Annotated in this window: 19 protein-coding genes; 8 read left to right on the forward strand and 11 right to left on the reverse strand. The window is 43.3% G+C overall.

Annotation, left to right across the window (positions count from 1 at the left end; genetic code table 11):
• Positions 1 to 26: 26 nt before the first annotated feature.
• A complete protein-coding gene (locus J0L60_03515; protein ID MBN8545180.1) occupies positions 27 to 683 on the reverse strand; it encodes a hypothetical protein in 657 nt (218 codons plus the stop codon).
• Complete coding sequence (locus tag J0L60_03520; protein ID MBN8545181.1) at positions 673 to 1188, reverse strand: sigma-70 family RNA polymerase sigma factor; 516 nt, start codon at positions 1186 to 1188, stop codon at positions 673 to 675. Before J0L60_03520 ends, J0L60_03515 begins: the two co-directional genes overlap by 11 nt.
• Positions 1189 to 1378: 190 nt before the next feature.
• Between J0L60_03520 and J0L60_03525 the strand changes: the two genes are divergently transcribed.
• Complete coding sequence (locus J0L60_03525) at positions 1379 to 2482, forward strand: MBL fold metallo-hydrolase (protein ID MBN8545182.1); 1104 nt, start codon at positions 1379 to 1381, stop codon at positions 2480 to 2482.
• A 205-nt stretch (positions 2483 to 2687) separates the two neighbouring features.
• Positions 2688 to 4877 carry an RNA-binding transcriptional accessory protein gene (locus tag J0L60_03530; GenBank protein ID MBN8545183.1) on the forward strand — a complete coding sequence of 730 codons (2190 nt, stop codon included), beginning with the start codon at positions 2688 to 2690 and terminating at the stop codon, positions 4875 to 4877.
• 156 nt (positions 4878 to 5033) lie between these two features.
• On the opposite strand, the gene J0L60_03535 is transcribed toward J0L60_03530, so the two are convergent.
• A complete protein-coding gene (locus J0L60_03535; protein ID MBN8545184.1) occupies positions 5034 to 5924 on the reverse strand; it encodes a dienelactone hydrolase family protein in 891 nt (296 codons plus the stop codon).
• 237 nt (positions 5925 to 6161) lie between these two features.
• Here J0L60_03535 and J0L60_03540 point away from each other — a divergent pair, with 237 nt between their 5' ends.
• Positions 6162 to 8426, forward strand: coding sequence for a TonB-dependent receptor (locus J0L60_03540; GenBank protein ID MBN8545185.1), 2265 nt, complete (start codon positions 6162 to 6164; stop codon positions 8424 to 8426).
• Between the two features lie 12 nt (positions 8427 to 8438).
• Positions 8439 to 8984, forward strand: a complete 546-nt coding sequence (locus J0L60_03545) for a GNAT family N-acetyltransferase (protein ID MBN8545186.1) — start codon at positions 8439 to 8441, stop codon at positions 8982 to 8984.
• A 50-nt stretch (positions 8985 to 9034) separates the two neighbouring features.
• Here the strand turns inward: J0L60_03545 and prfA are convergent, their stop codons facing one another.
• Positions 9035 to 10111 (reverse strand): peptide chain release factor 1, encoded by a 1077-nt coding sequence (gene prfA, locus J0L60_03550; protein MBN8545187.1) that lies wholly within the window; start codon positions 10109 to 10111, stop codon positions 9035 to 9037.
• 240 nt (positions 10112 to 10351) lie between these two features.
• Between prfA and J0L60_03555 the strand changes: the two genes are divergently transcribed.
• Positions 10352 to 12346: a PAS domain S-box protein gene (locus J0L60_03555; protein ID MBN8545188.1), complete on the forward strand. Its 1995-nt coding sequence runs from the start codon at positions 10352 to 10354 to the stop codon at positions 12344 to 12346.
• On the opposite strand, the gene J0L60_03560 is transcribed toward J0L60_03555, so the two are convergent.
• On the reverse strand, positions 12343 to 12573 hold the full coding sequence (locus tag J0L60_03560; GenBank protein MBN8545189.1) for a hypothetical protein: 231 nt from the start codon (positions 12571 to 12573) through the stop codon (positions 12343 to 12345). The two genes, J0L60_03555 and J0L60_03560, sit on opposite strands and share 4 nt — an antisense overlap.
• Positions 12570 to 13361 carry an alpha/beta hydrolase gene (locus J0L60_03565; protein ID MBN8545190.1) on the reverse strand — a complete coding sequence of 264 codons (792 nt, stop codon included), beginning with the start codon at positions 13359 to 13361 and terminating at the stop codon, positions 12570 to 12572. Before J0L60_03565 ends, J0L60_03560 begins: the two co-directional genes overlap by 4 nt.
• A gap of 138 nt (positions 13362 to 13499) precedes the next feature.
• On the opposite strand from J0L60_03565, the gene J0L60_03570 reads away from it, so the two are divergent.
• Positions 13500 to 15053, forward strand: coding sequence for a YifB family Mg chelatase-like AAA ATPase (locus tag J0L60_03570; protein ID MBN8545191.1), 1554 nt, complete (start codon positions 13500 to 13502; stop codon positions 15051 to 15053).
• A 58-nt stretch (positions 15054 to 15111) separates the two neighbouring features.
• Here J0L60_03570 and J0L60_03575 read toward each other — a convergent pair whose 3' ends face one another.
• Together J0L60_03575 and J0L60_03580 are read right to left on the reverse strand one after the other, a co-directional pair.
• Positions 15112 to 15954, reverse strand: a complete 843-nt coding sequence (locus tag J0L60_03575) for a hypothetical protein (protein ID MBN8545192.1) — start codon at positions 15952 to 15954, stop codon at positions 15112 to 15114.
• Complete coding sequence (locus J0L60_03580) at positions 15951 to 16715, reverse strand: hypothetical protein (protein ID MBN8545193.1); 765 nt, start codon at positions 16713 to 16715, stop codon at positions 15951 to 15953. Before J0L60_03580 ends, J0L60_03575 begins: the two co-directional genes overlap by 4 nt.
• Positions 16716 to 17109: 394 nt before the next feature.
• Between J0L60_03580 and J0L60_03585 the strand changes: the two genes are divergently transcribed.
• The gene (locus J0L60_03585; GenBank protein MBN8545194.1) at positions 17110 to 17754 is read left to right on the forward strand and encodes an NAD(P)H-binding protein; all 645 of its coding nucleotides are present in this window, start codon (positions 17110 to 17112) and stop codon (positions 17752 to 17754) included.
• 13 nt (positions 17755 to 17767) lie between these two features.
• Here J0L60_03585 and lhgO read toward each other — a convergent pair whose 3' ends face one another.
• Complete coding sequence (gene lhgO, locus J0L60_03590; protein ID MBN8545195.1) at positions 17768 to 18958, reverse strand: L-2-hydroxyglutarate oxidase; 1191 nt, start codon at positions 18956 to 18958, stop codon at positions 17768 to 17770.
• Positions 18959 to 19178: 220 nt separating this feature from the next.
• On the opposite strand from lhgO, the gene J0L60_03595 reads away from it, so the two are divergent.
• Positions 19179 to 21557, forward strand: coding sequence for a SpoIIE family protein phosphatase (locus tag J0L60_03595; protein ID MBN8545196.1), 2379 nt, complete (start codon positions 19179 to 19181; stop codon positions 21555 to 21557).
• Positions 21558 to 21577: 20 nt separating this feature from the next.
• Here J0L60_03595 and J0L60_03600 read toward each other — a convergent pair whose 3' ends face one another.
• Positions 21578 to 23416 (reverse strand): hypothetical protein, encoded by a 1839-nt coding sequence (locus tag J0L60_03600; GenBank protein MBN8545197.1) that lies wholly within the window; start codon positions 23414 to 23416, stop codon positions 21578 to 21580.
• Positions 23417 to 24625, reverse strand: coding sequence for a cellulase family glycosylhydrolase (locus tag J0L60_03605; protein MBN8545198.1), 1209 nt, complete (start codon positions 24623 to 24625; stop codon positions 23417 to 23419). It abuts the gene before it with no gap.
• Positions 24626 to 24634: the final 9 nt, after the last annotated feature.

The following is a 24634-nucleotide window of genomic DNA, read 5'->3' on the forward strand; positions in this document are numbered from 1 at the left end:
ACTTGATGGATACCGGGGACAGGCAGTTAACTGTTTTTGAATGATTTCAACTGTTCCAGGTATTCCATTGACTGAATCAGGTGGTCACCGCCCGCCAGCATGATCGTTTTCCTGACCCACGGCACTTCAACATTCCCGGGAGTGAGTTTTGTGAACAGCCATATTACAGGTATCAACAGGACTGCTCCCAACACGATATTACTGTAGAGCCAGGTTTTGTCGCCGTGTACCCAGATGTCCACATTAAAAAAGATTGCGAAGCCGAGAATGATGTAAACGAGAAAAAAGGGTATTTGCAGAATTGAAATTCTCAGCCAAAAGAGAAAACGGGTCTGCAACTCCGTCAGAATGCTCTGATTTGTTACGATATCCCTGTTAAAATCAAACTTCAGAATCAGCCGCAACTGTCGTACTGATGCGACAATTATCGCTGCAGCAAAAACCATTATCAGGGAAGCTGAGATTACCAAAGACGGGGATTCAGTGTTATTCAGGAGAAGACTCCCCAAAAAGTTAATTGTAATCAGCCCGATCAAAAGTTCGAAACAGGTGCGAATGAAGTAGTACCTCATACCGGTTCTTGGATTATTCGTTTTTTTCAAAACCGGTTTTTCGATTTTACCTTCCGTATCAAGGTGTTTGTCATATTCAGACATCAGTTCGTTTAGGGTGTTATCTTCCATTATTTTCTCCTTTATGATTTTCAAATCTTTGTTTCAGAGATTGTTTTATGCGGGCAATTTTTGTGCCGACATTTGAGGTTGATATGCCAAGGATTTCGGCGATTTCCTCATGTTTCTTCTTATCGAGGTAGAGCAGCATCAAAGCCTTGTCGAGTTCCTTTAGTTCGGAAATAAACTTTTCCAAAAGAGCCAGCCTGTTCTCGTCGTTCTCCCCTCCGGAAGCAGGGATATTGTGAATATTTTCATCGTACCGTGTGAAGAAATTTCCTTTTGTCCGGTTCTTCCGGCAATGCGTAATGGCAACATTCAGGGCTATTCTGTACATCCAGGTTGAGAATTTTTGATTTTCGTCATACTTCGAAAAAGCATGCCAAAGTTGAATCGAAATCTCCTGGGAGAGATCAGCCTTGTCGTCGGGTGACTGTCCATAGAGATTGGAAATCTTCCGGATGATGCCGTAATTTTGTTCGAGCAATTTTTCAAAAGCTGATTCGTTTTTAAGCATTTGTTTTTTTCTCTGCTGCTGTCGATCTGTTTCCAAAAGAGCCGGATTGCAAACCGGGACACGGATTTATATTCATTGAATTCATTTCCAAAATTTAGATATTTGCTGTTACATTATTCGCATGAGTTGAATAAAAATCACACTTTGGATTTATGGAACCTTTTCACCCCTCAATCAGATTTAAACTAATATGAAGAAACTCCACCCGAAATTCACATCAAGTCTGCTTTTGACAATCGTCATGACAATTGTTTTCAGCGGATGTGTCTCCCTGAAAGACTTTGACCGCGCAACCATGACGATGAGGATTGACACGCTGAAAACGGTGAAACTGGGCTGGAAGGGTACACCTGTGGATGAAAGCGGCAGGTTTCAGAATCACGAGTTTCCCGCTGATCAGGATTTCAACAGTTTTTTCCTCTGGCAGGCATGGGGAAATCCTGAAGCTGAAGCAAAGAAAAAAGATACATTCAGGATGAAAACAGTGGATGCCACACAATTCCTTAAAAGCAAGGAAGAGGGTGTGGTGCTGGTCGGGCATGCTTCGTTCCTGATAAGAATTGGTGGTAAAACAATTTTAACCGATCCCGTACTTACTGCTCCCACAGCGTTTCACATCAGATACAGCCCTCTCCCGTTTAAAACGGAAGACCTGAGGGGGATTGATTACATCTTCCTGTCGCATGACCATCGTGACCATATGGATGAGGAGAGCCTGAAGCTGATTTACAAACAAAATCCGGATGTAACCATCCTCACGGGACTTCGTACAACTCCCTTGTTGCTTGAATGGCTTCCGGGAGTAAAGGTGATGGAAGCGGGCTGGTATCAGGAGTATTCACTCGGGCTGAAGGACTTATCGGTAATTTTTCTTCCCTCGAGGCACTGGAGCCAAAGGGGACCATTTGACAGAAACCTCCGTCTTTGGGGTGCATACCTCATAAAATCGGGAGAGACAAAGATTTACTTTGGCGGCGATTCAGGATACGGCAGTCATTTTAAAGAGGTCGGTGAGCTCTTTGGTGAGGTGGATATCGCCATGATAGGAATCGGAGCATACAAACCCAGATGGTTTATGCATCCAAATCACACCTCTCCGCTTCAGGCATTGAGAGGTGCAAGGGAGATGAAAACCAGAAATTTAATCCCGATGCACTACGGAACCTTCGCTATGGGGGATGAACCGATTGGTGATCCTCAGCGGACAATAATCAAAGAATACAACAAAAGGAAGTATAAATTCAGGCTTTTGCTCCCAAATCCGGGCGAAATCATCAAATTTGGAAAAAATTAATCGAAAAAAAGTGAGAAAAATGAAATTTTTTGCTTGCATATTAAATTAATTGCTTACATTGAACCATTGAAATCAATTTTTTAAGCAGAAGCAGTAGTAGTCCCCCGAATTGTTGACATTTATTTTTACAGTTTATTCCTTAAAGTTACTCCACGCCTAAGAAGTATTCCAACCGAATTAGAAGAATTAATCCAATCGAATTAGCATGAATATACCCGATCAAATTACAAAAGAGCTTGGCTTACGCAGAGATCAGGTAAATACCGTTCTGGCACTTCTGGCAGAGGGAGCTACAATTCCCTTTATTGCCCGGTACAGAAAAGAGCGGACAGGCGGTCTCGATGAAGATCAGCTCAGAACCATAGAAGACAGGCTTTCTTACCTCAATATGCTTGAGGAGAGAAAAGCTGTTATTCTGAACAGTATTGAGGAGCAAGGGAAGCTGACGGATGAACTTCGATTTAAGATTGAGGGCTCGCTTAAGCTCCAGGAACTTGAAGATCTTTATCTCCCTTACAAACCAAAGAGAAAAACCCGCGGAACTGTAGCCAAGGCAAAAGGTCTTGAACCGCTGGCGCTTCACCTTCTTTCAAATCCCGATGAAATTCAATCACTTGAAGAGCTCGCAATTCCGTTCATTAACGAAGAGTTGGGTGTTCTTACTGTTGAAGAAGCAATAAAAGGCGCAAGCGATATTATTGCCGAGATGATCAGCGAGGATGCGGAAGTAAGAAAAGTCGTCCGTGAACATGTTTCCAACGAGGCACTTGTTAAATCTGAAAAATCATCGGATGCACCCGAGCAGGATGAGAAAAATCTTAAACTCCGGGCAAAAGGTGAACAGGATGTTTACAGAACCTACTACGATTTCCAAATTGACATTACGAAATTAAAACCTTATCAGGTTATGGCTTTGGACAGAGGCGAAAGGGAGAAATTCCTTAAAGTCCACTTCACAGTGGAGCCTGCTGCAGCCAACTTAAAGATTAAAGAGAGTTTCTTCAAATTCAAAACCTCAAATTTTGAGGAGTTTTTTGATAAAACTGTTGAAGATTCATTCAAAAGATTGATATTCCCTTCGATCGACAGGGAAGTCCGCAACGAACTGGTTTACCAGGCCGGCTTGCACGCAATCGAAGTATTCGCCGAAAACCTCCACAACATACTCCTTCAACCACCACTTGCCGGCAAGATAATAATGGGGCTCGATCCCGGTTTTGCTTCAGGCACCAAGGTGGCGATAATAGATGAAACAGGGAAGTATATCGACGGGGCTACAATATATCCCCATCCACCCCAGAACAGAACGGCTGAAGCTGAAAAGATTATAACCGCTTTGATCAAAAAATTCGAAGTTGATGTAATCGCAATCGGCAACGGTACTGCAAGTCTCGAAACTGAAATATTTGTTTCGGAGCTGATCAACAAAAACTCGCTTGACTGCAAGTATATCGTTGTGAACGAGGCGGGTGCATCGGTTTATTCCGCATCAGAGGTGGCAAAAAGAGAATTTCCGGATCTTGAAGCATCACAGAGAGGCAACATTTCGATAGCAAGAAGATTGCTCGACCCGCTTGCCGAACTCGTGAAAATTGATCCCAAATCGATAGGTGTTGGTTTATATCAGCATGATGTCGATCAAAAACTCCTTGCAAAGAAGCTGGACGATGTTGTCGTCAGTTGCGTTAACTATGTGGGAGTAGATCTCAATACCGCATCCACTTCACTTCTTACCTATGTATCGGGACTTAATAAAAGACTCGCTGAGGGGATAGTGAAACACAGAGAGAGCAAAGGCAAATTCAAAAGAAGAAGCGAACTGCTTGGTGTGCGTGGTGTGGGAGACAAAGTTTATGAACAGTGTGCCGGGTTTCTCAAGATTCCCGATGGTGAAGAACCGCTTGACAATACATCAATCCACCCTGAATCTTACGATGCAGCAAAAAAACTGCTTCAGATGGTTAATATAAAGCCTGAAGAGATTAAAGAGACGGGTGGAGTAATAGATTTTTATTTAAACAAGATTGGCTTGAAGAAAATTTCGCAGGAAATAAATGTCGGTGAGATAACACTTCAAGATATAATCGAAAACATCAAAAAACCGGGGCGTGATCCGAGAGAAGAATTACCCCCACCAATACTAAGGAGCAACATTATGAAAATGGAAGAACTCAGACCAGGAATGAAAGTCAAAGGAACCGTAAGAAACGTAGTTGATTTCGGTGCTTTTGTTGACATCGGCGTAAAGCAGGATGGTCTTCTTCATATTTCGAAAATGAAAAAAGGATTTGTTAAAAATCCAAGTGAAGTTGTCAATGCAGGTGATGTACTTGATGTAACAATCACTGAAGTTGATCTTGACAGGAAAAGAATTTCACTTAGTTTAGTCGACTAATTAAAATTCCCCAAAAGAAATTTTAACACGAAGAAAAGAAGCGAAGAAGATTCAAGTATGATGGTATGAGCTTCATACCGGTGCCCCGGCACAAATCAGTTACTTCTCCTGTCTTTCTAGCTTCTTTCCTTCTTAGCTTCGTGTTTAAGATGGAGTTTACTTTTTGCCCATTAAGTGGGTTTTAATAAACTTCATTGACAATTCTTCAGCTTCCGCAGCCATGGCACTGTTGTGCTCGGGATTGCTCGGATTTGCGAATGCATGAACTGCGTCAAACCATTTAATTTCATATTTGCGTTTGAATGTTCTGTAAACCTTGTCGAATCCGTTGATCACATCCCTGTTGATCCATGTATCTTTCTCAGCAAAGATACCAAGAAGCGGTGCGGTAAGATTTTTTAATTTCTTTGCGTCCATCTCCGGCATACCGTAATACATCACGCAGGCTTTAGCCTGTTTCCCAAAAATTATGGCTGCCTGCATCGACATTGCACCACCGAAGCACCATCCCAGGGTTGCCACTTCAGCGGCACCGCCGACATGTTTCTTTGCGGCTTCAATAATTTTCATCGACCTCTCAGTTTTTATCCCCTTCATTATCATCGCTGCCGTATCGGGGCTGGCTGTAACCTGTCCATCATACAAATCGAGAGCGAGGACATTCAAATTTGGAAAAGCGTTTGCATATTTTTCGGCTTCATTTTTAATGTAGTCGTTTAATCCCCACCATTCGTGGAAAACGATAAGCCATTTATTTGATTTCGAGTTTGCTCTTACGAAGTAGGCCGATGCTTTTGATCTGTCTGCAAGAGTAAGTTCGATCATCGCACCGCGTCCGTTTACAGGAGCTACAGGTTTTGGAGCGAGGTGGGCGGCGACAAAATTTGGATCGTCTGCATTGCTTGCAAACATTGCAACAGCATCACCTGCTGTTTTGGTTGAAGTGGAGGATTTGTCCTGTTTCCCGGAAGGGCTGCAACAGCTTTCCTGAGCATAGGCACCCGAAGTGAGGATGACAAACGTCAGAATGACAAAAAGTTTTCTCATGTTGTTATGTTCCTTGTGATTGATTTAAAATCTTTACCCTGCATAGAGATAAACTTTGCAATTGTTAAAAAAGTTCGAGAAGGGTATATTGAGTAACCATTTTATTAAAAACCCGGAGGATTCGGCGGCGTAACAGTTTTACCATTTTAAAATTTCACAAAGAATGCCGTGAGCTGTCTGAAGTATATATTATTGGTTTTGGTCCTCGTTACAGTGCCGATTTTCACACAAGTCACATTGTCCGGGAAAGTTGTAACCCCCACCGGTGAGCCGCTACATGGCTGTGCCGTGTTTATTCAAAAAACTCCCCTTGGTGTAATCACATCCACAGACGGTAAATTCAGTTTCGATCTTCTCCCCGGCACCTACACTCTTCGTGTAAGACACATCGCATACACCGACACATCCATACAGGTGGAAGTTTCTTCGAAAAAAAATGATTCCATACTCGTTATTCTTTCGCATGCTTCATATCTGGAAGAGGAATTTGTTGTTGTTGGTGAAAGAAAGGGAATGGAAAAAGAAACCCTGGAAGCCGAGACGATAGCAAACATCCCGACTCTGAACGGGGAAGTGCTGCAGACGGTCAGGATACTTCCCGGAGTGAAAATGAACAATGAAATGACTTCGGGTTACAATGTCAGGGGTGGCAGTTTCGATGAAAATTTAATTTACCTGAACGGTTTTGAAATATACAGGCCCTTTCTTTTAAGGCAGGGAATCGAGGAAAACCAGTCACTCGTAAATCAGGATCTGGTGAAAGACCTCTCCTTTTTCGGTGGTGCATTTCCCGCGGTATTTGGCGACAAAATGGCTTCCGCACTTCAGATTAATTACGGAAGGGGTGCGGGACCCTCTTTCAGCGGCATACTCAGGGCGGGCCTACTCTCAGCCGGACTTGCACTTCATCATGTTTCAGAGGGGCTCTCGGCGTCGCTCGCGGGGCGGTGGAGTTATCCCAAGATTTTCTCAAGCAAGCAACACACTTCAGGCGATTACAGACCCGACTTCAAAGACCTTCAACTGATGGTGAACTGGGTTCCCGACAGGAACATATCGACCCGATTTTTCCTCCTGAAGGCTATCAACAATTACGATCTCACACCCTCTAACTGGACAGGGCACTTCCGGCTTGATGGAGTGATTCAGGGCATTGCCGCAGACTATTCGGGTGCCACGAACTATGGCTACAACACTTCACTTGCTGGGGTAAATTCGAGAATCAGACTTGGCAATGATCTCGTTTTTGGTGCTTCTCTTTCCTGGTTCAATATCAAGGAAACAGAAACCAGAAATCTGACTTCAGATATTTACCTGATTCCCGATGCTTACGACCCCGACACGAGAGAATACCTCAAATCAGCAATTGAAAAAGGGGAAAACACACTCGATCTGGCTGTTGTCAGTTTTGCACCTGAGTTTATCTGGACGAAGGGAGTCCACAAAGTTAAAGCCGGGGCAGAACTCAAATTTGCCAATCTCGACAACTCGGTCTATGAAGAGAGAAAAGAACAGGGGGGTATTTCCATCCCTGCAGCACCCGAGATTATCAGATATACAATCGGACAGACCCTGAACAGTTACTCGGTTTATCTGAATGATGAGATGTCTTTGAATGAAAGACTCGATATCAATGCGGGCTTGAGGTTTACCTCCACAGGGTATAACGGTGAGACATTCTGGTCGCCAAGAGTCAGTATCGAGTACAAGTTTACCGAAAAATTCAGCGTGAATTTAAGGGCGGGGGTTTACAATCAGCCACCCTTCTTTTATGAGCTTCGTGATCTTTCACCCGATGAGACACAGACACTTAAGTCGCAAAAGTCGATTCATTACATCGCCGCACTTCACTATGTCTTCAAAAAGGGACTTGAGATGAGGGCAGAGTTCTTTTATAAATCACTTGATGACCTTATTCCGGTGGATTTTGACGGGATGAGAATGTCCTACGGGAAATCAAATTCGCTCGAAGGATTTGCCCGGGGGTTCGATATAATGCTCAGAGGTGAGATTCAGCAGGGGCTGAACAGTTGGTTCGTTTATGGCTACCTTGACAGCGGTGAGAGGCTGAAAGGGAGCAGCGGCGGGTATGAAAGAAGACTTTTGGATCAGACGCACAATCTGCAGATTTTTCTTCAGGACAAGATCAAGAAACACCCGAACTGGCAGTCGCACCTCCGTTTTTCAGTGGCTACCGGGACACTCTACCATCCGAGAAGAGTTGAAGTTGGCACTGACAATAAAAACTACCTCGTGGTTGACTACAACAAAAGGTGGGAGCTCCCCTTCTATATGAGGGCGGATATGGGGCTTTCCGCAAAATTTCAGCTTGGTGAAGAAAAATTTCTTACCGTGGTTGCAGAGGTGCTAAATGTATTTAATAACTACAACATAGCAGGTTATTCCTGGTATCAGGTAATCCCCGGGGTTCGTTCCCCGTTACGCGTACCACAGATTTTCACGGAAAGATTCTTTAATTTAGCACTCGAGTTTTCTTTTTAAATTGAAATCAGATTGCTGACAGAATCAAAAATCATAGAACTTACTTCCCTTTTCCCTGAGGATGCTCCCGAGCTTGCCGAGGTGGCGAACAACCCCAAAGTCGCCCTCTACCTTCGAGATTCCTTCCCGCAACCCTACACAGTCGAGCACGCAAGAGAATTCATTAAACTGATGAATGAGGGGAATATACAATCGGTTTTCGCAGTGAGATATTATGGAGAGATGGCCGGAATTGCAGGTGCACACCTTCTTACCGATGTGCAAAAGAAAACTGCCGAGATCGGGTTCTGGTTTGGTGAGAAATTCTGGAACAGAGGGATTGCAACCGAAGTCTGCCGTCAGATAACAACTTTTGCATTTACTTATTTTGATATTATAAAAGTTCAAGCAGAAGTGGCGTCACCCAATTCAGCTTCAGCCCGTGTCCTCGAGAAAAACGGTTTTAAACTCGAAGGTACCCTCCGTAAATCCTTCCACAAAAACGATCAGGACTGGGATCTGCTCGTCTATGGACTGCTGAAAGAGGAATTGGAGGAGAGGCAGTTGCATCTTATTTGATTTTCAAACCTGAAACTTCAAACCTCAAACCTCAAATTTTTGTTGTTCTCCTAAACCTCCGCCTGCAGCTTTTCAGCACGATCGGCAATTTTTAACTGCTCTATCAAATTAAACAAATCACCGTTGATTACATCACTGAGATTATAAAGAGTAAGCCCGATTCTGTGGTCGGTTACGCGGTTCTGAGGGAAATTGTAGGTGCGGATTTTATCGCTTCTGTCGCCGCTTTTTACCATAAGTTTTCTTTGGGCAGCAATTTCGGAATTTTGTTCGCTGCTCTTGAGGTCATAAAGTCGAGCCATCAAAACCTTCAGGGCTTTTTCACGGTTTTTAAGCTGCGATCTTTCATCCTGGCACTGAACAACAATACCCGTGGGAAGATGTGTCATTCTGATGGCGGTCTCCACTTTGTTCACATTCTGACCACCGGCGCCACCACTTCGGAACACATCAATCTTCACATCGTTCATGTTGATGTCGACCGCAACATCCTCCACTTCGGGAAGTACTGCCACAGAAGCTGCTGATGTGTGGACTCTTCCCTGTGCTTCTGTTTGCGGGACTCGTTGCACACGATGAACGCCGCTTTCCCACTTCAGTTCACCGTAAACACCTGTTCCGGAGATCGAAACTACTGCTTCCTTTACGCCACCAAGTCCACCCGCTTCGCTGAAATCGATGTACTCGGTTTTCCAGCCTTTCAGTTCGGCATAGCGCATATACATTCTGAGGAGGTCACCGGCAAAAAGTCCGGCTTCATCACCACCTGTACCGGCACGGATTTCAAGGATAATACTTTTATCATCATTGGGGTCTTTTGGCAGAAGAAGAACTTTAATTTCTTCCTCCAAAAGTTCTTTCTGTTCCTTTAAGCCCTCGAGTTCCATCTGGGCAATCTCGATGAGCTCCTTGTCAGTTGAATTCTCCAGGATGTCCTTCGATTCAGCAAGGTCGGAAATTACGCGGGAATATTTGTCGAAAGCTTCCATCATTGGAATAAGGTCGCTTCTCTCCTTGCTGAGAGAGATCAGTTTATCGGTGTCAGAAAGGACTTCCTGGTCCGCGAGTTGTTCGTTTATGCGGTCGAATTTATCCTTTATCTTTGCAAGCTTTTCAAAAAAGTTCATGGATTCCTTGTAAAATAGAACTGCAAATATAACGATTTTCGAGGAGAGTGCATTTAGAAGTGGTAAAGTGGAGCCGGGATCGACCCGTTGCGTGGAATTTTAATGAATCAGAAATAAAAATTTTCAGAAGTTGTGAGAACCGTAATAATTTTTTTATACAACTTAGTTAATTTGGACTTTTATTGTAGAAAATTTCTTACATCTTCGTCAGTTTCTTAAACATGAACAGTATGATCTAAATTGATAACCACCGAAACCCTGAGTCAACTTTTTGACCACTCCCTTAGCGCAGTTTGTGTCACGCAGGAACAGAAATTTGTATATGCCAACGAGGCATTTTACAGTCTTACCGGAATTACAGATAAATCAGAGATAGTCGGAAAACCGTTGGAAGCTTTCTCTGTCAATCCCGCTGAAACCCTTCCAATTGTTAAAAACAAGATGAGAGAAAGCGGGGATCTTATACCTTCCTCATACGAAATCACCGGCAAGAGGAGGGATGGTTCTTTGTTTCCGGCAACTGTCTCGGCATCCACAATCTCTTTTGAGGACAGAACAGCTACCCTTGTCATAGTGAAAGATATCACAGCAGAAAAGGCTGCTCAAGCGGTTTTGGATGACCTGTCGCATACCCTGGTTGCGTTGTATGAAAATACCGCAGAATCTCTTGTTCTGATTGATCGCGATTTCAGGATGAAATATTTTAATAAATCGGTAAAAACGATGATCGAAAGCATTTACCGGAGGTGTCCTCAAAAAGGAGAATCGATCCTCGACTATTCTACAATCGATTCCATCGAAGAGTTTAAAAGAAATGTGAACGATGCCTTTAATGGAATCCCGCTAAGCAAGGAAGTGGAAATAAAATATATTAATGGAACAAGCATTTGGTGGAGGGTTGCTTACAGACCGATTATACTGGATTCCGGTGAAATAAGATATGTTGCATTCACAGCAGCCAACATTACGGAAGTGGTTCTGGTAAGAGAAGATCTCAGACTTCAGAATGAAAGGCTGAATTCACTCCATGAATTGATGACTATTCAGGATCTTTCGGAGAGAGAGGTTGTGGAATTTGCAATGGAGGAAGTGGTAAGAATCACAAAAAGTGAAGTGGGGTATATTCATTTCGTGGAGACACAGGTCGAAGGTGATGTCTCACTGAACCTATTTACCTGGTCGAAGTCGGTTGGTGGAAAGTGTCTGATTCCTGAACTGATTAAGTACCCAATGAAAGATGCGGGAGTCTGGGCTGATTGTGTCAGGACAGGGAAGCCCGCCGTCCATAACGATTATCAACACATGGCAGGAAAACGCGGCTATCCGGAAGGACATTTCCCTGTTGAAAGGCATCTTAGCGTTCCCGTTTTTGAAGATGAACTCCCAAAACTCATTGTCGGTGTAGGTAACAAAAAAACAGAATATACAACAGAGGATATAAGAGACCTTCAAATTTATTCCTCTGAATTATGGAAAGTCATCACAAAGAAAAGACTCATAGAGGAACTCAGGAAAGCAAAAGAACACGCGGAAAAAGCGGCCCAATTGAAATCTGACTTCCTTTCACAAATGTCGCATGAAATCAGATCTCCTATGAATGTAATTCTTGGTTCCATCGACATTTTAAGGGATGAAATAGAGAACCCCGAAGGTGTGGATCTTTCTTCGACCTTCACAGCTATTGAAAATTCAGGACAGAGGATAGTAAGGACTTTGAACATGATTCTCAATATGGCTGAATTGCAGTCGGGGAATTTTGTTCCACACATCAGGACGGTAGATCTTAAACCGGTTCTTAAAAAACTTGCCGGGGAATATCTTATGAAATGTAAGTTCAAAGGACTGGATTTTGCCATCAGTCTCGGCGAGGGTGACCACCATGTCCTGGGTGATGAATACAGTCTAACCCAGATATTCGGCAATCTGATGGATAATGCAATCAAATACACAAATACAGGAGCCGTCAAGGTTACTTCGTCGCTTTCCCCGGATGGAAAGCTGATTGTTGAAGTGGCGGATTCAGGAATAGGCATCTCCAATGAATTTCGTGATACAGTATTTTCTCCTTTCAGGCAGGAGGATCAGGGTTACGGACGAAATTTTGAGGGCAACGGACTCGGGCTCGCCCTCGTAAAGAAGTACTGTGATATCAATTCTGCGGAAATAACCTTCGAGAGTGAGAAGAACCAAGGGACAAGATTTATTGTCAAAATGGGTACTTTTGCCTCCGTTTAGTCCTTCACAAACGGGCAGTGCCGGCATCCGCTTCTGCAACAACTACCTCTTCTTAAATGATAAAAAGCAGTGAACACCGAATAACCTGTGGAGGGATCACGATAAACCGATTCTCCTTTTCTGCACGCCTCTTCATGTATCTCCAGTATCCTTTGATAATCGTATCTCTCGGGATCCAATCTTGAAGGGTGAGGTACGGGAACTTCAGAGCCATTATTTATGCTCAATCAAACCTCTTCATAAAAGCCCGAATAGGTTCATTTGACGCTGCCGGATTTTCATAGGGAGTACCGTGTCCGGCATTTTTTACAACATGGAACTCACCGTTTTTCACATTTTTCATCATCCCTTCCATCTCTGCGGGAGGTGTAAGTGCGTCCGATTCACCACATACTGCCAAAACAGGAAGGTCAGTCGATTCGAGGAATGAAGTTGTGCCGGTTCTTCCCATCATTGCAAGAAGCGCACCAATGGCTCCCTCTGGTTTTACAGCAGCCCCCCTGTCGATAAAACCTTTGTACTCGTCGGGTTCATTTTCCTTGAAAGATTTCGAGAAGATTGATTCCATGAGAGCTGTTGCATAGACCCTGATTCCGCCCTGCTTAAGGATGCGGATTCCGGCAGCTCTTTTAATTTTTGCTTCATCGCTGTCAGCAGTGGCGCGGGTGTCAAAAAGTATTAGTCCGGCTACATTTCCCGGGTCCCTTTCCGCTGCTCTGAGAGTGATGTATCCGCCCATTGAGAGACCTGCGAGCACAGGCTTTTTAATCCCGAGTTCCTTTATCAGATCGAGAATGTCATCAACATAACTCTCGAGGGTTATCATCCCGTCACAATCGGTGGAACGACCGAAGCCCCTTAGGTCTAGGGTGACGATTGTGTAATCATCTTGAAACTCAGCAACCTGCCTGTCCCAAAGAGAGGAATCGAAAATGAATCCATGAATAAAAACGATGGTCTGCTTGCCGTTACCTGTTTTGGTATATGCGATTCCTGAAGCTGATAACCGGTACATAAAATTTCTCACTTTTTTTTGAAATGTCGCTTCAAAATTAACGATAGTTACTTATTTTAGATAACATTAAAATAGATATTGTTTGTTCACTCAGACTGAATATTTTTGTTCAGACGACAATTCCGGAATAAATTACTGATGGAAGACAGGATAAATTTTTCGAAGGTTTTATCGGGCGCCACTTTTGGCATCGATGCTTTTATTGTTGAAATTGAGACCCATCTTGAAAAGGCGATGCTGGCGTTCACCATTGTTGGCTTGCCTGACAATGCCGTGAAAGAGAGCAGAGAGAGGGTAACCGCAGCGATTAAAAACAGCGGAATCAAGTTCCCGGGTAAAAAGATCACCATTAACATGGCTCCTGCCGATATCAAAAAAGAGGGGAGTTCATTCGATCTGCCCATCGGTATCGGTATTCTCGCCGCCGAAGGCCTTGTACCTCAACAACAGCTTCAAAACACCATTTTCCTCGGAGAATTATCGCTTGATGGAACCTTAAGAGCGGTGAAGGGGGCATTGCCACTCGCTGTTTGTGCCCGCCAAAAGGGGATTACTCGAATCATTCTGCCTGAAGACTCTGCAAAGGAAGCCTCAATTGTTGAGGGTGTGGAAGTTTACGGCTTCAGGAATTTTATCGATATCTTCGGGTTTCTTAACGGCTCTCTATCGCAGACACCTGTTGTAACCGACACTTCCGAACTTTTTGGATATCTGAATAAATATAATCTTGACTTTGCTGATGTCAAGGGTCAGGAAAATGTAAAAAGAGCACTCGAAGTCGCAGCCGCAGGGGGACACAATATCCTGATGATTGGACCTCCCGGAAGCGGGAAAACGATGCTTGCCAAGCGGCTCCCCTCAATTCTTCCACCTCTGTCTTTTGATGAGGCGCTGGAGACCACCAAAATTTACTCCATCGCCGGAATACTCCCCAAAGGAACGGCCCTGATCACCGAACGGCCTTTCCGTAACCCGCATCATACTGTGTCTGATGCTGCGATGGTTGGAGGCGGAACAGTGCCACGACCCGGAGAAGTATCTTTCTCCCATTTTGGCGTTCTGTTCCTCGATGAATTTCCCGAGTTTCGTAAAAATGTAATCGAAGTGTTGCGGCAACCCCTCGAGGATTCAGTCGTCACAGTCAGCAGATCAAAAATGACCCTTTCGTTTCCGGCTAACTTCATGCTTGCGGCAGCAATGAATCCGTGTCCATGCGGATATTACACCGACCCTTCCCGCGACTGCCATTGCAACGGCAACCAGATTCAAAAGTATATGAGTAAAATCTCGGGACCCCTTCTCGACAGAATTGACATCCACATCGAGGTGCCTGCCGTAAAATATAAAGACCTGACATCAGTCCACAAGGGGGAAAGTTCCGATGCCATCAGGGACAGGGTTATCGCGGCAAGAGCCATACAACAGGAGAGATTCAAGGATTACAAGCACATTTTTAACAACGCTGATATGGGAAGCAGGGAGGTACGGCATTTCTGCCATCTTGACGATGCAGGAGCAGGACTGCTGAAAACCGCAATGACCCGTCTTGGTCTCTCGGCAAGGGCATACGATCGAATCCTGAAAGTGAGTCGCACCATCGCAGACCTCGAAGCGGAACCCCACATTACGGCGGCTCATGTTTCAGAGGCTATTCAGTACCGGACTTTGGACAGGGAACTGTGGAACGATTAAAGCCATGAACTGTTAGCTATGATCTATGAGCTGACAGCTCATCGTTACTACCTCATAGCTAATAGCTGATCTCTCTGATTTCGATTTCGTATTTTTCGGGGGAGGTTTTGCCTGAATCAATTTTGGTTTTCGTGAGGATCAGGATTCCATTCATGTTATAGAGGAGTTCGGATGTGGTGGTTTGTCCCGGAGATGATTCTGCTATCTTTACAGGTCTTCCGGAATTGTTAAGTGTATATTTTGTGATGGCGGTTCCTGCTTTTGTCACTTCCTTTTTCTCAATCAGATTGCCGGCAGCGTCATATTTGAATTCTGTGCTTTCCTGTCGGCTCCACTTCTTCGTTTTCCTTCCGGAATTATCATACTCAATGTACGATGTATCAATCACTGAACTGTCTGTCAGGTTCATGAAGAGAATCTCCACTTTCCTTTTATCTTCACTGTAATCGTACAGGTAAGTTGCTGATGGAAGACCGTCTGGGGAAGAATGAGTAAATACCAGCACTTCAGAAGGTGATTTTCCTGACTGATTGATAAACTGAAGGGTTTTGATTGGATCAAAACCCTTGGAATTTCTGGTGTGTGAGGTGATTCTTCTGAAATTCCCTTTTGCATAGTAGAAAAAAGAATCCACTCTCTCGCCTGTGGAATCGATGGTAACAGCAGATACCAGCCTGCCATCCGGTGAACAGGTGAAAATCTTCCTGTCCACCGGTTTGCCGTCGGGAATAAAATTTTTCCCTGTTGAATATCGGGTAATCTTTTCTGTAACTATTTTATTTGAAGCATAATAATCCCACTCCTTCTGTGAGTATTTCATATCATAAGGAATGAAATCCTGACCCGTGAGAGAGGGAATAAAAAATGCTGCGAAAACTAAAGCCCGGAGGCTTTTTTTCAATAGAAAGTGTAGGTGTATGTATTCCACTCGTATATCTTGCTTTTGTCTGTCTTTGAGGTAAATGTCGAATATGCATTTACAGGAAGACCTATGGCATCGTTCTGAGCTGACCAGTAGAACGAATCAGTACTGCCATCGACACCAATGGATAAAAGATTTCCATCCATGTCATAGTCATATGTGGTTACATATCTGGAACCATTTATATCCATGATTTCCTGAAACAGATTGCCTCTGTTATCGTAGAAATAATTGGTCACCTGGTTATCTGAAGATTTGGTAAGTACATCCCCGCGAACATTCATCTCGTAAAGTGTGTTTGGGACTCCTGACTGAGGATCAGTTGATGAATCGAGAATGGTGAGGAGTGTCCCGTTTGCATCATAAGTAAAGATGTATTTATTTGGAACTGTTGAATTAGCATTATTGTCTGAACCGCTTGAAACATATTTGGTTATATACTCAATTCTGCCGTCAGTTATGGTTGCCCACCAGGTTGTGGTTGTAACAAACGGATTCCCTGAAGAGCCATATTCGGTCTGGATGGAGACGATACTTTCGAGAGTGCCTCCTTCTGTGTAAGCGTAAGAGGTCTCAACTCTGATGTCTTGCGAAATGTTATAGTAATCAGCCAAAACGAGCATACCATTCCGGTCGTAGTCGTAGCTGTAAACATATTTGGCTTTGTCAGAGAGAGGTTTGAAATAAGCATCTGTTTCATAAGTCGTAATATCGACTCTTTTAACTTTGTTATCGCGCATTTTATCAATAACGTAAGTCTGAAACTGTTCAGAATTAGGAATAAAATCCTGCGTAAAAACGGAAACCGTTGCGATTAAAAATAATACGATGAACTTCATCGGGTACTCCAATTGGTTGAAATTATTAAAAGAAGGGGAAATTATAAAGACCGTTTCCCCGAAAGACAATACAACGATTAAAAAAAATTAAAGTAATACCCAAATATGATTAAAATTAATCAAATTTTAGCAAAAGAAATTTGGAAATGCTTAAGTTTATTTTTTATCTGAAATGACCTTTTTCTTTTACTTTTGGTTTAATTTCATTGTTCCATACCATATTGAATTTTGAATTATTTATTTTAATATTGAAGAAATTACTTCTTAAAAACTGTTTCAATTATCGAGCTATTATATGAAAGCAATCGTTATCGGCGCAACAGGACTCATAGGAAAGGAACTTGTCAGGCAGCTTTTGGACAATTCCGGATATGACGAGGTTGCTGTTTTGGTGAGAAAAAGCACGGGAATTACCCATCCAAAACTGAGAGAGCATGTCATAAACTTTGATGATCCTCAGACATACAAGGAGCTGCTCAAGGGAGATGTTCTGTTTTGTGCAATGGGAACCACGATTAAAAAAGCGGGGTCACAGGATGCATTCCGTAAGATTGATTATCAGTTTGTGGTTGATTTTGCATCGACGGCTGCAAGAAACGGGGTTAAACAGTTTTGTGTTGTCAGTTCTGTCAGAGCGAAAACCGGCACTTCCAATTTCTATCTGCGAACAAAAGGAGAGATGGAGTCAGCGGTTTCAAAATTGGGATTTGACGCTGTCCATATTTTCAGACCGTCACTTCTTCTTGGTAACAGAGGAGAATCGAGACCGGGAGAAAAAATCGGAGAGTTTTTCTTTAAGGTTTTTGGGTTTCTCTTCTTCGGCAGTCTGAAAAGATACAAACCGGTTCAGGGCTCTGCTGTTGCAAAGGCAATGATCGATGCCACACTCGCCGGAAAACATGGAATTAATATCGTTGAATCGGAGATGATCGGGGGATAATCTCTCCCCCGTTCTACTTAAACACTTCTTCTGCTATATACTCTCCAATACTCAATGAAGCAGTAGCCGCAGGTGAAGGAGCATTCAACACATGCAGCATGTTTTTCGTGTGCTTTAAATAAAAATCATCAAGCAGTTTGCCATTCCTGTCGAGTGCCTGGGCTCTTACTCCGGCTCCCCCTTTTACGAGGTCTTCTTCCTGAATTTCTGGCAGCAGTTTTTGAAGTGCTTCTGTAAATGCAGTTTTGTTCAACGAGCGGAAAATCTCCTTCATACCCATTGTTGCATACTTGGCGCTCATTTTGAGGTAACCGGGGAATGTGAGAAATTCGATCGTGTCGCTCATACTGAAGTCTGCCCAACTATATCCCTCGCGCTTGAAAGCGGGTACGGCATTTGGTCCTGCTTCCACCCCTCCCTTTGCCATTCGGGTGAAGTGTACCCCAAGAAACGGAAATGCCGGGTCGGGAACGGGATAGATAAGATTCTCGACGAGGTATTCTTTCGAAGCAGCGAGTTTATAATATTCACCACGGAAGGGGATTATCTTTATCTCAGGATCGACGCCACATTGTTTCGCAATCACATCTGAATGGAGACCGCCACAATTAACCAAAAAACGGGTAGAAATGTCGCCTTTTGTGGTTTGGGCAATCAACTCATCTCCCGATGTTTTGAGGACAATAAATTCACAATTCAGTTTGATTTCACCGCCGAGACCGGTTATCAGTTCCGCAAGCTTTGCCACAACATTTCTGTAATCAACAATTCCCGTTTGGGGAACAAACAGGCCGTCTATTCCTGCACAGTGAGGCTCGTACCGGCGGATTTCATCGATCGAAAGTCGCTTAATTCCCTCAAGTCCGTTTGCCCTTCCGCGGGCTTCGATGTCATTGAGTCGTGGAACCTCCTCTTTTGAGATGGCAACCACCACCTTGCCGCATCTCTCGTGGTAAATGTTGTGTTCTTCGCAGAATTTATACATCATTTCCCTGCCGATTGTGCAGTTTCGGGCTTTTAACGAGCCGGGTTTGTAGTAGAGACCCGAGTGGATTACTCCGCTGTTGTTGCCTGTTTGATGTTGTGAGAGGGAGTCGCCCTTTTCGATAAGGAGAAGTCTGCTGCCGGGTTTCTTTTTAAGAATTGAATAAGCAGTGGCAGCGCCGACAATTCCACCGCCGATAATAAGATAATCATAGTTCATTATTAATTTACAGTACTTAATCTGAAAAAATATGGAGGGAAACTTAATCAAATTATTCCATTCTTCCATTTAGGATACAATCCGCAAGGATAGTTTTGGTTATTCAGATTAATTGAAAGCAAAAAACAGTTAATCAAGATGATTCAGCAATTGTTTCGGAATGGAAACCGGTATTAATTCACAACTGACAATCATTCATAGACCAGGCACTCATCAGAATATGATAAAAAAAATTCTCTTTATTCCGGTAATTCTCTTTTCTCTTATAATCACTTCCTGTGGTGGAGAACAACCGGTTTTTCAAAAGCTAAAAATTGTTGTAACGGTTGATGAATCGATTAAAAATGATCAGGTGTATATTTCAGGGGATGCAAAGTATCTGGGTGAATGGGATGCCGGAAAAGTGAAGCTGGACAGACTGAACGACACTCAGTGGGTGAAGACTTTCAATGTTGTAAAGGGTGAGAAAATCCGGTTCAAGTTTACGGCGGGTGACTGGTGGAGGGAGGCAACAGACAAATCCGGATTGCCATTTCAGGATTACCCGCTGGTTCCTCAGGGAGATACAACGATCAATATAAAACTAAATGGCTGGTTGAATGATTTCTCGGGTGATACTCTGAAACTTTCGGAATCAAGATTTTTTCCGGGGAAAAGGTCGGTTGATCTCAATTTTAGTGGAAAATACAATCCGGTTGACAACCCAAAATGGGCTCTTCCCGGAGTGGATGACAGAACCTGGAAGAGAGCCAATTCAATGCTTCTGCCAGACAGCTCTGAAACGAGAGAATGGAAGGGAACGGGGTGGTTCAGATTTAATTTCATAATCGACTCCACACTTTATGGAAAAACTTTGGGTCTCTCTTTGTTTCAGCTTGGGAGGAGCGATGTTTACTATAATGGAAGGTTGATTCATCCTGTCAACTCGGCGTCAAAAGCTGACAGCAGAAGCGAAACATGGTTGATGACTGAGATTAAGGAGCTGCAACTCGACTGGCAAAGGGAGCACCTGATTGCAGTCCGTTATGAGAATCATGATCAGGAGGAACTCACAAATCTGAATTTTGATGCAGGGTTCATCATAAAGTTGTTCCCGATCGAAGAGACTATAAACAAACTCCTCACCGATGCAAAAAGATACACTTTCAATCAGACTTTCTTTTCGATGGTTCCTTTTATTCTGTTTATTCTTCACTTCTTTCTCTATGTTTTTTACCCGGGGCAGAGACAAAATTTATTTTATTCACTAAGCCTTCTCGGACTTGCGGGAGTCACATGGTTCGGATATGAGAAGCAGGTAGTTACCGACCCCTCTTTGGTGATATTCTATTACCGTTTGAATTCGATCGCAGTACCATTTGCAGTTCTTTTTGGGCTTTTTTCATCATGGAGCATTTGCAGAGTAAAGTTTCCCCGTCGTTGGATTGTCTATGTCGCTGGTTTTATTTGTCTTGCAATCTGGGCATATCTCAGACCTGTTGGGAACATTTCCACGGCAAACTATATATTTTTCGGCATCTCCATGGCAGACCTTGGTTATTCCATACTTAAAAGTGACATAAAAACTTCCCGAAAGGGGGGATGGATATCGTTTGCGGGATTTGCCATCCTGGTATTTTTTGTCGGATACCAGATTCTGCTCGACTACGGCTTTGTCGAGACCCGCTTCTTCGGATCGAACCAGGTTTATGTTTTTGGTGTGCTTGGACTGATCGCTGCCATGTCGCTGTATCTTTCCTACAATTTTGCCTATGTCAACAAAGATCTGAAAATTCAACTGGAAAATGTAAAATCCCTCTCGGAAAAAGCACTCGAACAGGAAAGAATTGCTGCCGGACTGGAGCTTGAGAGACGATTAATCGAGGCTGAAAACGCACGACAGAGCAAGGAACTGGAATCTGCGAGAGAACTTCAGCTATCACTGCTGCCGAAAAAGATACCGGAAGTTCCGGGTCTTGAAATTGCGGTATACCTCCAGACAGCAACTGAAGTGGGGGGCGATTACTATGATTTCTTTCCGCAGGAAGACGGATCACTTACAATCGCGGTCGGTGATGCTACCGGGCACGGACTTAAAGCCGGAAACATGGTAATTGCAACAAAAGGTCTTTTGAATGTGCTCTCCGGGAAAGCATCTCTTTTGGAAATCTTAAAAAGAGCCAACATCGCCATCAAGAACATGAATCTGAAGATGCTGACGATGTGTCTGTCACTTGTTAATATAAGAGATGGAAAAATCATCTACACATCCGCGGGGATGCCGCCAATTCTGATTTTCAGGAAAGAAACGGGAACCGTGGAAAACCGCATAATCAAGGCGATGCCACTGGGTGCTGTTTTGGACTTCCCTTATTCGATGGAAGAAATTGAGTTCCAGAGTGGTGATGTGCTGGTTATTATGAGTGACGGATTGATGGAATTGTTCAACGGAAAAGACGAATTGTGGGGAATAGAGTCAATCCAACCTGTTCTGTGTAATTCCGGGACAGAGAACGCAGAACAAATTCTTGGCGCAATTCTTAGATCCGCAGAAAAGTGGAGGGGAGAAACCGCACTCAAAGATGATCTTACATTAGTGGTTGTAAAACAGAAAGAATGAAAGAGACTGTTATTGAATCTTTAAGGAATCAGCTCTCTTTTTAGTTCCTTGATATCGATAAAATCTGCCCAGTTGTCGAGAAGTGGAACTCCTGAAACTCTGCCGCCAAATCCCATGAGGCGATGAACAAACATGACAACATCAGTGGTTTTGATATCCTTAATACGGTTTTCGTAAGCTTTTGCGTTGTATTTCGCTGACAGTTCAACCGTTTTTTTCGAGATGAATTCGTTCAGCTTTTTCTGGAAAAGGTAGCCTCGAAGCAGTTCTTTTGAGTTTTCGAAATCAATCTTGAGTGAATCGTTCATAGCCCGCTTTTCTTTTACCATCAGAAGTGAATATCCATCCCCTCTTTTAATTGGTCCATAAAGCTGATTCAGTTCAAGTTTGGCAGCGATTATGCCAATATCTCCAAGAAAGATGGCAGGCTTCAGTCCTGTTTCACCTGATTCATTCACAAGCGGATCGGTCTTTCCGTACCCGCGGACTATCTGATCAAACGATTTCTCCTTACCGGTAGAGTTCAGAATGGTTTCAATCTCTTCAAGGTTATTTACGGTGATGAGCTGCAGGTTTACAAGGAGAAAATCTTTGTCCTTGAGAACATCTTTTCTGTAATAATCTTCAATTTCCTGATCGGATACCCTTGTTGAGTCGAGGAAGGAGACTTTTAGCATCTGTGAGAGGATGTTCTGCTTCCATGACACAAATTCCTTTTGAATCTCCGGCAAGGCTTCAAGTCCCTGTTTTTCGGCTTCAGAGGTGAGAATTTGCTGCTGCACAAAGTCTTTAACAAGCTTGTTAAGCTTTTGCAGGAGTATTTTCTTATTTGTTAGGTTGAATCTGTGTTCTTCGAACGCGAGATTTGCAAGGAAATCCCAAACGGTTACAGTTTTTGATTTTAAGCTAAAAAGCGGCTGTTTCAAGCCGTCCTCACCGAGAATGGATTTCACTGAGGCGAATTCACCGTCAGTCAGAATTCGTGAAGAGTCCGCTGCCGGTTTGCCATTGACTGCTGATTGTGTGAGTACCTTAAATATCGCATCACCGGTTTTTCGAAAACTTTTTTCGTCGATATTAATTGTGATTCCTGCAATCAATTCCCTCATGTAGTCACGGGTTCTGTGCATCGCCCGCCGTTCTTTGATTTTTTGTTTGATCTGTTGGGAGGTTTTGCTGTCAGTCAAATCCAGTGGTTTACTGATAATATCTTTGATCAAAAATACTATTCTACCAGCTTCACTGTTGATCGGGGATGTAAATTCTCCCGGTTTCAGACTAAAAAGGAGGTTCTCGACTTCCTCATCCATCAGGGTGCCCAGTTCCACTTCAAAAGGATTTTGTGCGATTGAAGCAAACCTTGGCAGTCTTAAGATGGAATCGACAGATACGGCTTTATTCGAGATTAGTGAGTGGAACTCGTAGATCAGAGAAGAATCCTTCGATACTATCGCTGTTGTTTTAAGGGTTCTGCCCGCTTTAAAAATACCGTGTGTGATATCATCAGGTGAGATGACAATAGCAGATTCCACTTCTTTTTTGAACAGGGCATCGCGTAAATAGATGTCTCTTACGGGGTTAAAATAGAATTTGAAATTCTCCGCACGGTCAAGTCCTCTATCGAGAGCCTCAAGATACCAGAGCTTTTCAGCTATCATTGAATAGAGAAAATCAGCCTTTAGGGAATCTTTATTCCATCCGTTTTTGTGTGAGACAAAAGGAGAGAGTTCATATCTGAATTTAAATTCGTTCGATGTTATTTTGTCAGAGCCGATTTCTGCTAAAATGGCGGAGTTATCCTGGGCAAATGCAGAGGATAACGCGATGCAGAATAAAAAAATGGAGAGGGATTTGAACATCTATTTCAATCCGAGTGCTTTCAGGTATTCTTTGTTGATTGTGCAGTTTTTCAGTTTAATATTCTCGAGGTACAGGTTAAAAACCGTTTTCATTTTTGAATAATCAATTTTTGCATCCCTAATATACCCATAGGAGATATCAAAATTTTTGGCAAAATCGATGACACTCTCGTATCCTTCGGGTGCTGATATCGAGACTACTCCACGGGTGCTCTCCATTTTTTTGTAGGGCCAGAAGCACCAGCCGATATTTTCCTTCTCAAGAACAATACGAAAATCGTTAATCCACTCGTTTGTGTTTTCACCCGACTCACCCAGCCATATCGGTACATTATATTTTTGACCGTAGTTGATGTAGTCAATGATTACATCTTTTGTGGGGGGAGTCCAGTATTTGTGGAAAGTATAAACCAGATTGTCGTCAAAGGGTTTGCCAAAAACGGAAAAATTACTGTTCCATTGTGCACCGGCAATGAAAATTATATGGTTTTTATCGACTTTTCTGATCGCGGATGTCAATCGAACGAAGAAGGGCTCAAGCAAAGGGTTCAGTTTATCCTTGTCGAAATAGTGGGCAATCGGTTCGTTTAGGAGATCATAACCGATTACAATTTTTTCGTTTTTGTAGATTTCGGCGAGTTTTACCCAAATCCGTTCTGTGAGGAGGATATTTTCTTCTGACTCAAAAAGGAAAGGATAGCCGTAGCTGTCGTCGATATTGTCACCTGTTTGACCGCCCGGGGCGCAGTGCATGTCGAGAACCACGGGGAGGTTGAACTCCTTGCACCATTTTACGGCACTGTCGAGCAGGGCATAACCGACACCTTTTAGTTCATGGTAAGGGGCTTCGGAAACAAAGAGTCTGTAATTAAAGGGAATGCGGATCGAATTGAATCCGCATTCCTTTATGAATTTGATATCCTCGCGGGTGATGTAGTCGGCTCTGAATCTGTTCCAGAATTTTTCCGCCTCCGCCTCACCCAAAAGAACCCTGAAGAGGTCGGTTATCAGCCGTGGTGAACTCACTTTGTCAAACTTAAACATGTATCCTTCAGGAACGAGCCAGTTTCCAAGCCCGATTCCCTTCAGGAGAACCGGCTTTCCCTGCGGGTCAACAATTTCCTTCCCTTTTGTGGAAAAATAACCCGTTCCTTGTGCATTCAAAGTGCCAAAAGAAATTATCAATAAGACAAAGAGAAGATATTTCACCGTCAGCCT

It is taken from the genome of Ignavibacteria bacterium (genome assembly GCA_017302895.1).
Lineage (GTDB): Bacteria > Bacteroidota > Ignavibacteria > Ignavibacteriales > Ignavibacteriaceae > UTCHB3.

Excerpts from the sequence above, each read along its gene's own strand:
- J0L60_03565 (MBN8545190.1), bottom strand. The coding sequence starts at position 13,361 with ATGTACCGGTTATCAGCTTCAGGAATCGCATATACCAAAACAGGTAAC.
- J0L60_03525 (MBN8545182.1), top strand. The coding sequence starts at position 1,379 with ATGAAGAAACTCCACCCGAAATTCACATCAAGTCTGCTTTTGACAATC.
- J0L60_03520 (MBN8545181.1), bottom strand. The coding sequence starts at position 1,188 with ATGCTTAAAAACGAATCAGCTTTTGAAAAATTGCTCGAACAAAATTAC.
- J0L60_03600 (MBN8545197.1), bottom strand. The coding sequence starts at position 23,416 with ATGTTCAAATCCCTCTCCATTTTTTTATTCTGCATCGCGTTATCCTCT.
- J0L60_03530 (MBN8545183.1), top strand. The coding sequence starts at position 2,688 with ATGAATATACCCGATCAAATTACAAAAGAGCTTGGCTTACGCAGAGAT.
- J0L60_03570 (MBN8545191.1), top strand. The coding sequence starts at position 13,500 with ATGGAAGACAGGATAAATTTTTCGAAGGTTTTATCGGGCGCCACTTTT.
- J0L60_03580 (MBN8545193.1), bottom strand. The coding sequence starts at position 16,715 with ATGCGCGATAACAAAGTTAAAAGAGTCGATATTACGACTTATGAAACA.
- J0L60_03535 (MBN8545184.1), bottom strand. The coding sequence starts at position 5,924 with ATGAGAAAACTTTTTGTCATTCTGACGTTTGTCATCCTCACTTCGGGT.
- J0L60_03585 (MBN8545194.1), top strand. The coding sequence starts at position 17,110 with ATGAAAGCAATCGTTATCGGCGCAACAGGACTCATAGGAAAGGAACTT.
- J0L60_03515 (MBN8545180.1), bottom strand. The coding sequence starts at position 683 with ATGGAAGATAACACCCTAAACGAACTGATGTCTGAATATGACAAACAC.
- lhgO (MBN8545195.1), bottom strand. The coding sequence starts at position 18,958 with ATGAACTATGATTATCTTATTATCGGCGGTGGAATTGTCGGCGCTGCC.
- J0L60_03595 (MBN8545196.1), top strand. The coding sequence starts at position 19,179 with ATGATAAAAAAAATTCTCTTTATTCCGGTAATTCTCTTTTCTCTTATA.
- prfA (MBN8545187.1), bottom strand. The coding sequence starts at position 10,111 with ATGAACTTTTTTGAAAAGCTTGCAAAGATAAAGGATAAATTCGACCGC.